General features: G+C 67.5%; 14 protein-coding genes and 2 pseudogenes. 6 read left to right on the forward strand and 10 right to left on the reverse strand.

Annotation, left to right across the window (positions count from 1 at the left end):
• Positions 1 to 247: 247 nt before the first annotated feature.
• The 4 genes and pseudogenes from KS423_RS26640 to KS423_RS26655 all read right to left on the reverse strand — a co-directional run.
• On the reverse strand, positions 248 to 508 hold the full coding sequence (locus tag KS423_RS26640) for a hypothetical protein (protein ID WP_224282309.1): 261 nt from the start codon (positions 506 to 508) through the stop codon (positions 248 to 250).
• Positions 502 to 1,803: a hypothetical protein gene (locus KS423_RS26645; protein WP_224282310.1), complete on the reverse strand. Its 1,302-nt coding sequence runs from the start codon at positions 1,801 to 1,803 to the stop codon at positions 502 to 504. Before KS423_RS26645 ends, KS423_RS26640 begins: the two co-directional genes overlap by 7 nt.
• A complete protein-coding gene (locus tag KS423_RS26650) occupies positions 1,800 to 2,951 on the reverse strand; it encodes a tyrosine-type recombinase/integrase (RefSeq protein ID WP_224282311.1) in 1,152 nt (383 codons plus the stop codon). The genes KS423_RS26645 and KS423_RS26650 overlap by 4 nt, the downstream gene beginning before the upstream one ends.
• Before the next feature lie 138 nt (positions 2,952 to 3,089).
• A pseudogene (locus KS423_RS26655) lies at positions 3,090 to 3,605 on the reverse strand (integrase); the annotation flags it as partial.
• Positions 3,606 to 3,687: 82 nt separating this feature from the next.
• On the opposite strand from KS423_RS26655, the gene KS423_RS26660 reads away from it, so the two are divergent.
• Complete coding sequence (locus KS423_RS26660) at positions 3,688 to 4,056, forward strand: hypothetical protein (RefSeq protein ID WP_224282312.1); 369 nt, start codon at positions 3,688 to 3,690, stop codon at positions 4,054 to 4,056.
• A gap of 112 nt (positions 4,057 to 4,168) precedes the next feature.
• Here KS423_RS26660 and KS423_RS26665 read toward each other — a convergent pair whose 3' ends face one another.
• The 4 genes from KS423_RS26665 to KS423_RS26680 all read right to left on the reverse strand — a co-directional run bounded on the left by KS423_RS26665 (position 4,169) and on the right by KS423_RS26680 (position 6,380).
• Complete coding sequence (locus KS423_RS26665) at positions 4,169 to 4,687, reverse strand: hypothetical protein (RefSeq protein ID WP_224282313.1); 519 nt, start codon at positions 4,685 to 4,687, stop codon at positions 4,169 to 4,171.
• A gap of 12 nt (positions 4,688 to 4,699) precedes the next feature.
• Positions 4,700 to 5,104 (reverse strand): hypothetical protein, encoded by a 405-nt coding sequence (locus tag KS423_RS26670; RefSeq protein WP_224282314.1) that lies wholly within the window; start codon positions 5,102 to 5,104, stop codon positions 4,700 to 4,702.
• Positions 5,101 to 5,724: a hypothetical protein gene (locus KS423_RS26675; protein WP_224282315.1), complete on the reverse strand. Its 624-nt coding sequence runs from the start codon at positions 5,722 to 5,724 to the stop codon at positions 5,101 to 5,103. The genes KS423_RS26670 and KS423_RS26675 overlap by 4 nt, the downstream gene beginning before the upstream one ends.
• A 200-nt stretch (positions 5,725 to 5,924) precedes the next feature.
• The gene (locus tag KS423_RS26680; RefSeq protein ID WP_224282316.1) at positions 5,925 to 6,380 is read right to left on the reverse strand and encodes a hypothetical protein; all 456 of its coding nucleotides are present in this window, start codon (positions 6,378 to 6,380) and stop codon (positions 5,925 to 5,927) included.
• Between the two features lie 165 nt (positions 6,381 to 6,545).
• Between KS423_RS26680 and KS423_RS26685 the strand changes: the two are divergent.
• Positions 6,546 to 6,683, forward strand: a pseudogene (locus KS423_RS26685) (ATP/GTP-binding protein); the annotation flags it as partial.
• Positions 6,684 to 6,788: 105 nt separating this feature from the next.
• Positions 6,789 to 7,232: a hypothetical protein gene (locus KS423_RS26690; protein WP_224282317.1), complete on the forward strand. Its 444-nt coding sequence runs from the start codon at positions 6,789 to 6,791 to the stop codon at positions 7,230 to 7,232.
• Between the two features lie 59 nt (positions 7,233 to 7,291).
• Here KS423_RS26690 and istB read toward each other — a convergent pair whose 3' ends face one another.
• Positions 7,292 to 8,062 carry an IS21-like element helper ATPase IstB gene (istB, locus tag KS423_RS26695; protein ID WP_224282318.1) on the reverse strand — a complete coding sequence of 257 codons (771 nt, stop codon included), beginning with the start codon at positions 8,060 to 8,062 and terminating at the stop codon, positions 7,292 to 7,294.
• Positions 8,059 to 9,474 (reverse strand): IS21 family transposase, encoded by a 1,416-nt coding sequence (gene istA, locus KS423_RS26700; RefSeq protein ID WP_224282320.1) that lies wholly within the window; start codon positions 9,472 to 9,474, stop codon positions 8,059 to 8,061. The genes istB and istA overlap by 4 nt, the downstream gene beginning before the upstream one ends.
• Positions 9,475 to 9,702: 228 nt before the next feature.
• Here istA and KS423_RS26705 point away from each other — a divergent pair, with 228 nt between their 5' ends.
• From KS423_RS26705 to KS423_RS48115, 3 genes are all read left to right on the forward strand, one after another.
• The gene (locus tag KS423_RS26705; RefSeq protein ID WP_308020251.1) at positions 9,703 to 9,942 is read left to right on the forward strand and encodes a hypothetical protein; all 240 of its coding nucleotides are present in this window, start codon (positions 9,703 to 9,705) and stop codon (positions 9,940 to 9,942) included.
• A 272-nt stretch (positions 9,943 to 10,214) separates the two neighbouring features.
• Positions 10,215 to 10,712, forward strand: coding sequence for a hypothetical protein (locus tag KS423_RS26710; protein ID WP_224282319.1), 498 nt, complete (start codon positions 10,215 to 10,217; stop codon positions 10,710 to 10,712).
• Between the two features lie 68 nt (positions 10,713 to 10,780).
• The coding region (locus KS423_RS48115) for a transposase (RefSeq protein ID WP_374120038.1) at positions 10,781 to 10,904 on the forward strand (124 nt) is incomplete at its 3' end.

The raw sequence follows: 10,904 nt of genomic DNA on the forward strand, positions 1-10,904 counted from the left end.
GAAGCATCCGACCGGCTCCGGGTGTGCCGGAGCCGGTCGCCGGGCGTCGTCTTCCGCCGGCTCGCCCCGGTCGGGCACCGCGGGATCTTCGACCACGACACGTGCCCCTGCCCCTGAGCCGCGGAAGCGGCGGAGGCAGGGGCAGGGGCGGTGGTGCGCGCCGGGCCCGGCCGACGGCGGGTCAGGACGCCGAGGTGTACGCGGTGAAGAAGCGGGACGGGAGGCGTCGTCGGCGGTGTCCATGCGGTCAGCGGCGCCCGTCGCGGATCTGGTAGAGCCGTCCCCGGGTAAGGTCGGCAGCCTTCTCCAGGTCCTTGACCCGGACCTTCGTGGTCTTCCGGTTGAGCATCGCGGAACGGATCACCTCGTTGAGCTCGCGTTCGGCCTCGTCCCGCGCCCGACGTGCGTCCTCGACGGCCTGAAGGACGTCGGCGGCCGCCCCGGCCGGCTCCGACTCGGCGTCGGTGTTGAGCTGGTCGGCCAGAACCTCCCAAGCCTTGCTCAGCATCGTGGCAGTGGTGTTGGCGTTGGCCAGCAAGTCGTGGTCGGCGAGAAGGTCAACGACCCGGCAGGCCGCCGCGAGAGCGCGTCCCCTGCGTCACAAGACATCGACTGCACAAAGTCGATCGCGCAACTGGGCGACGCAGGAGAAGGATGGCGCCAGGTAGGAAGCGAAAGGACCTCCGTGATCATCTTCGACACGAACACCATCGCGACCAAGTGGTCCCAGATCAGGTCGCGCAGCCATCGCTGGGAAACTCCGGTGAGGTCCATGTCAACCGAGCGGCCGGTGAGCTTCCGCCCGAAGTGCTCGGTGAGGATGTATCCGAGCTCGCGCGTCTCGGTCGGCGTCACGTAGACGGGGTGCAGCCAGTCGGTCACAGCACGGACGATGTGGACTGCCTCCCGGCTGACCGTCTTCTGGAGAAGGCGTTCCTCCTCGGGGCCCGCGTCCGTCAGCGACCGGAGCCCGTGCTCACGGGCGAAGTTCGTCAGGCCTTGCCAGGTGACCAGTTCCCAGCGGCCCTGTGCCTTCTGGGTGTAGGCGAACATGCCCCACTGGATCTCGGCCCGCAGCAGCGGATGCAGGCCCCGGAGGTTGACCTGCGCGGGGCGGAGCACGGCCGGGGCGGTCGCGCACCAGCGCTGGAAGGCGCGCTCGTCCTCGTAGCTGACCGGCGCGGCCAGGCCGCGACGTCCGTAGCGGTTGCCCCACTGGGATGGCAGTGTTGCGCCGCCCGGTCTGCCCTGCTTGCCATAGCGGCGCTCATGGCGGAAGCACAAGCCGAGTGGGGAGTCCGCCAGCTCTGGGCAGACCCCGACCCGGCAGCCGCCGAAGCCGGGGAGCGTGTGCTGATCGTCGAGCCAGGCGTCGAAGTTAGCGTTGTCCCCGTGGCGGTCGCGGTGGTGATACCAGCGGTACTCGTGGTAGTGACAGAGCTGCAGCGTGAGGTGGCGGGCTGGCCGCTCGGAGCAGATCTGGCAGGGCCGTTGCTCCACTCCTTCCCCGGGACCGACCGGCGGTGCAGTGCGCAGGAATTCGGCGCGCGTGCCTCCCTGGTCGCGGTGCTCGCGCCAGAGCATCTCGTGGGTTGAGCACAGGTCGCCGTGCCCCATCGTGGACCTCTCGCAATCCGCAGCCAGGCAGTTCCACCGGTAGACCGGGTGATTCGGTGGAACCTTGACGATGTCAGGGCGGAACATCTGGTCGAACAACGGGGCGCTGATCAGCGCGGTGAGGACCTCCAGCCGGTCCCGCCCGGTGCGGGTGTCCTGCTGCGGCAACAGAGTCGTCACGGTCACTTCGGCTCACCCCAGACCGTGCGCAGGGCCGCGTCGAAAGCGGGATCGTGGACGTCGACGTGGCCGTAGACCTCGTCGACCGTGGCGGCCGAGGCCCAGCCGCCAGCGTCCCGGGCGATCAGCAGGTTGCCGTCGGCGGCGTCGAGGACCGCGGAGGTGAACGTGTGCCGGAAAGCATGGGGTTTCACGGTGCCGAGCCCGGCGCGCTTCCCGGCGCGGCCGAGCATCCGGCGGGCCCCGACCGGAGCCCAGGGCTGGCCCGTGTCGGCGCCGTGCAGCTGGACCAGGAGCATGCCGTGTCGGGCGCCACCCGGGTATTCGCTGGTGAGGTAGTCGAAGTAGGTGTGCACCATCGCCGGGCTGACCCGCTTGATCAGCCCGCCGGTGACCGTGCCGTGCTCGGTCCGCCAGGGGTGCTTGGTCTTCGCCTCGGCCCGGTTCGGGTTGTCCGGCCGGTGGCAGACGTGCAGGTGAGGGCTGCGACACTCACCGCAGGCAGCGTTCTCGCGCAGGTGCAGGTCGACCAGGTGCAGTCCGCAGAGCTCGCCGATCCGAAGCCCGCCGTCGGCCAGCCAGGTGACCAGCAGCCGGTCCCGGGCCGAGTTCACCGTCTCCAGCAGCCGCTCGCGGGCGCCGTCCGGCAGCATCTTCGGGTGCCGGCGGTGCGGTCCCTTCGGCGCGAGCGGGTTCGCGGGCATGGCCGTCTTCACGTGCCCCAGGAGCGAGCGGCGACGGTCCACCCGCGACGGCAGCCGAGTGCCGTCGAGCTTCTCGCCGAGCTCGACGTTGTCGCCGAGGGACGCCTGGTGCAGGTAGAAGCCAATCACGCAGGACGCCGCTGCCGACAGAGCAGACCGGCCGTAGGGGCGCTTACCCACCCGCCACGGCTCCCCGAGCGGCATGCGGACCTCGGCACCGACGATGCCCATGTACCGCTCCAGGTCCAGCAGTTGAACCGCGCTGAACGCCAGGCACTCACGCTCCAGCCAGCGCAGATGGTCCACCAGCAGATACGCGTAAGTCCGCTGCGTGCCCGAGCCGTCGTACTGCTGCAGGAACCGGTCCGCTTCGACGTGGACCGTGCCCTCGGGCCAGAGGATCGTCCACGACCTCAGCCCGCCCTTCCGCTCGATCTGCTGGACCCTCAAGTCCCCGATGATGACGTGCCGTGCCACTTGTCCTCCGTACCGACTCCGGAACATGACGGACGTCTCGGTCCCGGTCGGTAAACGAGCCCGCGACGTCCACGTCACAGGCCCAGATGGACATCACGAGCAGCACAACTCGCGGTCGGTAAACTTGGCGACGATCCACTCGTCCAGCAGTTCCTGCAGTTCGGGCAGCGACCACAGGTTCTCGCGCTCGGGGTGCCGCCCGCGGCGGTCGGTGTTGCGGCCGGTGTAGCCCGGCAGGAACTGGGCGAACATCCCGGCCACCGAGTCGAGCATCTTCTCGATGTGGCCCTTCTGGAAGGGCGACCCTTTGTGGGTGGGCTGGAAGTCGATCTCCAGGAACCGGCAGGACGCCCGGAAGTTGTGGGAGACGAAGACCATCCCGTGGTCGCAGACGATGGTCTCCGGAACGATCACCGGCTTGGCCGCAGCGTGCTCCAGGCGCTCGTCCAGTGTCAGCAGACGACGGTGCGGCAGCACCGAGCGGGACATCTTCAGCGCTTCCACCCAGCCCGGCCGCATCAGCTCCGGGGTGACCGTGCGGGCCAGCAGCACGCTCGCGTCCACCGACTTCGTCGACGGCCGCAGCACCGCCGCGGTCACCGTCCTGGTCGCGACGTCGATCATCCCGTTGTGAACGCACTTGAGCGTTGACCACTGACCAAACGGGGTCGGGTCAGCCGGTGCCGAAGGAGGTGGAGAGAATGGCTGTATGGCCATCTTTCACTGCGCGAACTGCCAGCAACCTCTGACTGGCGAGGTTCAGCCGGGGGAATCGCTGAGAGGTCCCGAACGTCCGCCTGGCAACGAGATCGCTTCGCCGCGGATGGCGCTGGGAACGTTCAAGGTCAATTTCGATGCCAGTCTTCTGATCCTTCACCCGGATGACCTTCCGGGGACGGCGCTTCACTCCGACCCTCGGCGTCTCACCGGGTGCTGTGGGCCCGCTGGTCAGGATGGCCCCAACTTGGTTTGTTCAGGCTGCGATGCAGAAGTCGCAACGAAAGAGTGCGACTGTTGGACCGACAATCTGGTGGCGTTGATCGCCGCCACAGTCGTTGAAGAGCCGAAGGCCCTGTAGGGCGGTCGCCTGGGCAACGATCAAGATTGGCGGCTGACCCGCTGAGGGTTGATCGTTCAGTTGTCGAGTCGAAGCAGAGATCAGGGTGTCGGCGCTGGCACTCCTTTCGCGCTCACTCATCGAGAACCTCCGCGTCCGACGGGATCCAGGGGAAGCAGGCCCAGCTGGGCTCTGAGTAGCAGTCCAGGTCGAAGGCCAGGACCGCGTCGATGAAGTCCTGCGGCGGCTGATAGCCGTGGTCCAGCACGTAGTGCCCGACCATCCGTGGAGCCGCGAAGGCGGTCCCTTGCTGTACTGGCACGCGGATTTCTCCGTTCCCGATGCAAGCGCGGACGTGGCCGGGCCGCCGCCAGGTCTGCTCGTCCGCCGGGGGAATGTCCGGGCAGAGGTCGCAGTCGTGATAGCCGAGGCACTCGTTGACGGCCTGAACCGCGAGGACGGCCAGCAGCTTCTCGGCGAAGGCCACCGGGACGGGCCCGGCGGTCCAGGGCTCTTTCGTGTCGAGCCAGCCGATGTTGATCCGCTCGTAGGGGGCCTTGAAGCTGACGAATCGGTAGCCGGTTGTCAGGTCGGTGAAGGTGTCCCGGCCGTGGTCGAAGTAGCTGTAGGGCGTGAGATCTGGATAGAACACCAGTGCATGATGTCACCGGCGTCGCTCGGGCAGGCGGGTGACCTTGGTCGCTTCTTCGAGAGCGCCGCGGAGGCGAGCGTTGTCCAAGGCCAGCCGCTGGATCTGGGCCGCGGCGAAGTGGAGGTTCTCGGTCAGTGACCGGTTGGCCCGTCGGAGCTTGGCATTCCTGGCGACGAGGATGTCGTAGGGACTCGACCGGACCTCGGTCCCCGCCGGTGAGGACGGGCTGCTGCGGATGGTGGAGACCTCCTTGGCCAGTTCGGGGAAGTGGCGCCGGAAGGTGGTGTTGCTCAGGCTGAGCTTGGCGGCGAGGGCGAGGACGCTGGGGCGTTTGCCGTTGTCCCGGCACTCACTCAGGTATTGGTCCGTGATCCGGCGGACGCGGGCCTCGGCGGGGATGTCGACGGGGCGGGTCACGCGGTCTCCCGGGTGGTGGTGTTCCGGTGGAGGAAAGCGGTGATCTCCGCGCGACGGGCTTCCAGTCGGTGCTGCAGCAGCGGCGGCAGGGGTGGGCGGGAGGCGATTCGGCGGTCGATGCGGTCGATCTCGCGCTGCCAGGCAGCCGCGTTCTCGGGGGTGAGAGCGACATTCCGGCAGGCCAGGGGCTTGCAGCCGCCGCGATCAGGCAGGCCCTCGCTGCGGCGGTGGCGGGCCCGCTCGCAGAGAGCCTTGCCGTGGTCGTGGACGCAGGTGACGTACTCGCCCGGATAGATCGCCGGGTCGTGACGTGTCATCAGTCGCCGCAGCCGGCTCTCGTCCAGGACGACCCTGCCCTGGAAACGGGCGCGGGCGCCGAACGTCTCCAGGCGGCGGGCGGCTTCATCGGCGGCGGGGCCGGTGAGATTGGTGTGCTCGTGCGCGTCGATCGCGGCCATGAGGTGTTCGCCGCGGGCGAGGGCCTGTTCGCTCTCCACTTCCGTGCGGAACCCGGACTCGCTGGTGCCCGCGTAGCCTTCGAAGACCTGGATGCAGTGACGCCGGAACGCCAGGGCCCCGGCGATCACGCCGCCCGGGCGGCGGGCGATGAACCAGGCCAATGTTCGCCCACACCCAGCCCACGGAACGCAGGCACTCGCCAGCCATCCTCCACGCGCACTATGCCCTCACTCATGGCGACACCGTATCGATCAACCCACCACGGTCACATGCAGAGGGCGCCGAGACCGGCACCTACCGGCTTGCCAGCACCCTGCAGGCACTGAACAGAACTCGACGGCCGGCTGACCTATCCCATTGATCAGAGGGCGATAGGCCGGTATCCCAGCACCTCATCGACGATCTGCTCTGTGGAGGCGTCCCGCAGTTCGGCCCGGGGATGGAAGATCAGATCACTGACCCGGGGATGCGGCACGTTGGCTTCGAGAAGTCGCAGGTAGTAGTCGCTCTCCGGGCAGCCGGTCCGAAGCCTGCGGACAACTTCAACGAGCTCGTTCCGGGTGATGTCCGCAACCCGGGGACGAGCCGGCCGGGCAGCCTCCGTCGCGAACTCGACAAGGCTCCGGCTGGCGTCATACCCGGCGAAGTCGAGAGCCACATAGTCGTGGCCCGTCCTTGCATTAAAGGCCCTGATCACCTCGTCCGCGCTCGCCGACCGGGACGTCACCAGGTCGGCGATCCGCTCGATCTCACAACAGAGCTCGTCCAGCCGCTGCTGGCTCACGGGCGGGGGCGTCAGTTCGGGTCTCAGGTCCACGCTTCGAATTATGTCGTCGGGCTCCGACACGCCGACACCGTCGACGGCTCCTCGATGAAAGCACCCGAACGAACGACAACAACGTCCCCAACTCGCCGTCGCGGACATGTAGTCTATGAATCGTCGCAGTTCAGAGCCAGTTCATGAGCTCCTGCGGTCGGTAAAGTCGACGAGATCCACAACATCTCGCAGACCACCCGGTCCGGCGCCGAAGTCTCCGACACCTTGAAGTACTTCTCCGAGCGCATCCCCGCAACGTTCGTCTACGCGGGCATCGGCGTCGAGGAGAGCGAACTTCTGTCCGCGTACTGATCTGAGTGCTCCAGCGCGTACGGAGTTGTGTGCACCACTGACCCGTCTCGGCGAAGTCGCTCTCATGGACCGTTCCGCTCACCGTAGTCTCGTGCCGTGGTCGACGAACATGGGGCACCCGACGCCTTCAAGAACCGATGCACGAATGCGGCGCGAACGTTGGAGTCCTGCATCAGCTACTTCATCGAGCGCATCTCGTTGGACGAGTCCAACGAGGACCGCAAGGAGAACACGCTGGACGTGTGGCTGCGCGAGGGGCCGTGGAAGCCCGATGTGGTGGTCTCGCTGTCCAATCTCTACTCGGTTCGCCCGTGGGAACCCGAACTGGCCCCCATCTTCATTGACGGGATCTCCCTGATCCACCTGCCGAAGCTGCCGTTGCCCTGGCCTGCCGAGGCGGTCGGCCGACTCGATCGCTCCGAGGGCCTGCCCGAACTGGTCTGGTTGAGGATCACCGGACCGATCGAAGTCGACGCTGTGGCCACGACCGTGACCGTTTACCAGGCTCGGAGCGACGATGCGGCCTCTGTGCTCCAGTGACAGCCTGAAGCTGTTCGACGGCTCAGGCAGCAACCAAAATTTGAAAACTGGTCAACCGCTCAGGCGACGTCGGTTTCCCGGTCGATGGCCTGGAGGCGGTTCTTGAGGCGGTAGCTGTTGCCGTTGATCGAGATGACGTCGCAGTGGTGCAGGAGTCGGTCGAGGATGGCGGTGGCGAGGACCTCGTCGCCGAAGACCTGGCCCCATTCGCTGAAGGTCTTGTTGGAGGTCAAGATGATCGAGCCCTTCTCATACCGCTTGGAGATCACCTGGAAGACCAGGTTCGCCTCGGCTCGTTCAAGGGGCTGGTACCCCACTTCGTCCACAACGAGGACGCTCGGCCGCAGGTAGGTGCGGAGCTTGCTGGTCAGGCGCCCGGCGGCCTCGGCGGCCTTGAGGTGGCGGACCATGTCGTCGAGGCTGGTGAAGTAGATCGAGTAGCCGGCCCGGCAGGCGGCGACTGCGAGGGCGACGGCCAGGTGGGTCTTTCCGACCCCGGGCGGCCCCAGCAGGGCGGCGTTCGCCTTGGCTTCGACGAACGACAGCGTGGCCAGGTCCTTGACCTTGCGTGGGTCGAGCTCTGGCTGGAACGAGAAGTCGTAGTCGTCCAGTGTCTTGTGGTGCGGCAGCTTCGACAGCCTCAAGCCCTGGCGGAAGCGGCGGTCGTCGCGAACAGCCAGCTCTTCGGCGAGGAGGAGGTCGAGGAAGTCGAGGTAGCCCATCTTCGCCTCGTCCGCCCGCTTGGCGTACTGGTTCAGGCTCTCGGCGAGGTGGGGCAGGCCCAGCTTGACGGCCATGGTGCGGATTCGGTTGCTGACCAGCTGGCTCAACGGACGTCCTTTGTTGGGGAGTTGGTGGTGAACGGGCGGGTGCCGGTCAGCTCGTCATAGACGGACAGCGGTCGGCGGCCGACCTCGACATGGGCGGCGGCCCGGTTGAGTAGGGCCCGCAGCGGGCCCGCTTCCTCGGCCAGGGGCTGTTCGTGGCGGGGCCGGGGCACGACGTCCCCCGTCGTGACGCGCCTGGTGTCACCCTTGGGCAGGCCGTCCCAGTGCCGCTCGTCGACGATGCGGGCGCCGCGGCCGACCGCCCTTGAGTGGACGGCGAGCAGGGTGCTGCCGGCCGAGTCGGGGACGGTCGAGTGCAGTACGACCTGGGACTTCGTGGCCCGGATCTCGACCAGCTGGCGGGGGCGGACCCGGCGGGCGGGGACCGAGTAGAGGTTCGCGTCGAAGGCGACCAGGCAGTCCTTGCCGACGTGCCGAAGGTGGCGTTGTGCGACCACATAGGGCGTCCTCGGCAGCGGCCGCAGGGCTACGTGGTCGCGGATCGCGCGCAGGCCGATGACCTCGCCGTGGGTGCCGTGGACCCGCGCGCGCCGCAGGGGCACCCAGGCCGTGAACGCGGCGTCGAGCTCCTCGGCAGAGGAGAACGCCCTCCCGGCCAGGACGTGGTCGCGGACGATCAGCACCTGGCGCTCGACGCGGCCCTTGCCGGTGGGACGGTAGGCGGCCAGCACGTCGATGTCGAAGTCGTAGTGGCCCGCGAACGCGACCGCCTCCGGGTGGAGCGGGACCGCCTCGCCGGGAGCGACGTGCCGGCGGACCACGGTCTTGGTGCGGTCGTAGACGATGCTCATCGGCACTCCACCGAAGTGCGCGAACGCCTGCCGGTGGCAGTCGAAGAACGTCGCGAGGTCCTGGCTGGTGGTGAAGCAGCAGAACGGGTCGCGCGAGTACGACAGCGTCATGTGGAACGAGTAGACCTTCGGGATGCCGACGTGGGCGAGAATTTTGCCCTCATCGCCCCAGTCCACTTGGGCCTGGGCGCCAGGCACGACCTCGAAGCGGCGGTGCAGTCCCGCGAGTTCGCCGGGATTGATGCCAAGCTCCTCGGCAATCCGGGGCCTGGCCTCCTGCAAGTAGATCTTGATCCGCTGGTAGTTGATGGCGATCCCGTACTCCTGGACCAACCGCTCGTGGATCACCGTCCCCTTGAGCAGGACCTCGGACCGCAGCATCGCGTCGATCAGCGGGGCGACCTCGTCGACCGTCCGCGGCCGGGGCAGGGCACCCGGTGCCCGCTGCGGAGGTGCCGCCGAGACCTGACCGGACAGGTACTTCGCGACCGTACGGCGGTTCAGCCCGGTCGCCTTCGCGATCTGCCGCTGACTCATCGCGCCGGAGTCGTAAAGCGCGCGATATCGCCTCAACTCCAGCCAGCGATGCGGGTCCAAGACCACTGCCAACCGCCTCCCTGCCGCTCGAAACCGACGACAGGAGGTTCACGGACAACAGCCGGTCACCGCATCAACTCTGGTGCACAGTCACTCGTACGAGGTGGTGCATGTTGACTCGTACGCCGACAACTTCTGGCCGGCACTCGCGGGGCCCAGATCGCGGGCCGGTTCACACTCGTCCCCACTCGCCCATTCCCCTACGGCACCGAGTGGAAGGGGCTGGTGGCCACCATGGAGAACACCCTGCTGCTGCACGATCACCCGTCCGGCAGCTTGGTCAAGCTCGACCGCTACCTGCACAACCGGACCGACGGCATGATCGGAGCGCTGTCTCATGCGATTCATGGGGCCGCGATCGACGCCATCCTCAGCGGCACCGAACGCGTGACAAAGGAAGCCATCGACGCGATCCCGCTGGACCATGCCGCAGAGACCGCGGCTTCTCCGCTGAAAAGGGCGGTCGGCGGGTGACTGCGGCCCCGGAACCGCAGCTGCACCAGCTTCCCATCCAGGTCCGGCCACGTCCCGGAGAACCGACCGACTCCTACATCCGGCGCCTGGCCCACGCTAACCACCTCAGACCCAGCTACCTGCACGGCCTCCTCGCCGGCTCACCGAACTGGTTCGGACAGCCTCGCTTGGAACGCCTTGCCGCGTTGGCCGGCCGCCCCTCCGAACTCCTGGAACGAGCCCTGGCAGATGCCCGACCACCCCGTCGGCAGCGCAAGCCAGCTCCCAACCCCGTGTCGCCCAAGAAGATCGACAAGAAGGAGCTCTACCGGCGCATCCGGCACGACGCCGAACGGGAAGCCCTTTCGATGCGAGCTCTGGAAAAGCGCCACAACGTCTCCTGGCGAACCGTCCGGGCCGCCCTGGACGGCCCTGAACCCCGCCCCCGCAAACCGCTACCTCGTCGGCCGACCACCATCGATCCTGTCCAGCATCTCGTCGACTCCATGGTCGAGGCGGGGCACCGCCCCACAGAGATCTGGGCGAAGCTCATGGACGAGCACGAGACCTCGATCTCCTACGGTGTCATCAGACGCTACGTCCAGGACCGCGCACCCGGCCCACGCCAACGGTCCTATGTGACAACCAATCAAGTCGGCCCAGGCACGCTGTCCCTAGAAGTTAACGAAGCCAATGAGCAGACCGCTCCGCCGCCACCGCCGACCGAACTCGCGGGTGGGTCCTCCGGGAGCTCTGAGAGGACGTTAAGTCCCCTTTCTCTCGGTTCGTGATCGCTCGTTCGTGTGAACGTCGGCCGTACTGGCGTGCCAGTCGGGGCCCGGGTGATGTTCTGCGGCTCATGGACAGACGGGCGTACCCGAGCGACTTATCGGATGAGCAGTGGGCGTTGATCGAGCCGATGATCACGGCCTGGAAGCAGGGCAGGGTGGCGCGGTCGGCTACCGGGGATCCGGGGTCCTGTG

It is taken from the genome of Streptomyces sp. LS1784 (genome assembly GCF_020103755.1).
In the GTDB taxonomy this organism is placed as follows: Bacteria; Actinomycetota; Actinomycetes; order Streptomycetales; family Streptomycetaceae; genus Kitasatospora.

Bases quoted from the DNA above. Each gene is read 5' to 3' on its own strand.
- KS423_RS26640 (WP_224282309.1), bottom strand. From the start codon at position 508: ATGCTGAGCAAGGCTTGGGAGGTTCTGGCCGACCAGCTCAACACCGAC.
- KS423_RS26660 (WP_224282312.1), top strand. From the start codon at position 3,688: ATGGCCATCTTTCACTGCGCGAACTGCCAGCAACCTCTGACTGGCGAG.
- KS423_RS26705 (WP_308020251.1), top strand. From the start codon at position 9,703: ATGGAGAACACCCTGCTGCTGCACGATCACCCGTCCGGCAGCTTGGTC.